The 258-nt window shown below is 65.9% G+C and carries 1 protein-coding gene; it reads right to left on the bottom strand.

The window, feature by feature from the left end; all coding sequences use genetic code 11:
- Positions 1 to 258: Ig-like domain-containing protein (locus JHD74_RS26470; protein WP_199063963.1), on the bottom strand; the 258-nt coding region annotated here is incomplete at both ends.

The raw sequence follows: 258 nt of genomic DNA, 5'->3' as shown, positions 1-258 counted from the left end.
GACCCACATCGTCCACCAGGGTGCTCAACGCTACCTGGCCCGGAACCACATCCACCGTCACTTTCAGGTGCTCGCCCTCGGCGCTGGTGTTGCCGGCCGGGTCGGTCACCGTGGTGGTGAAGTCGTGGTCACCGTTCACCAGGCCAGTGCCCGGGGTAAACGTCCAGTTGCCGCTGCCGTCCGCCACTACGCTGCCAATGGCGCTGCCATTGTCCAGAATGGTGACGGTGCTGCCCGCTTCCGCCTTGCCCGTGAAGG

It is taken from the genome of Serratia sp. ASV30 (assembly GCF_016428815.1).
Lineage (GTDB): Bacteria > Pseudomonadota > Gammaproteobacteria > Enterobacterales > Enterobacteriaceae > Chania > Chania fonticola_C.
The sequence above is the reverse complement of the archived record's forward strand: the minus strand, read 5'-3'. Positions and strand labels throughout refer to the sequence as shown.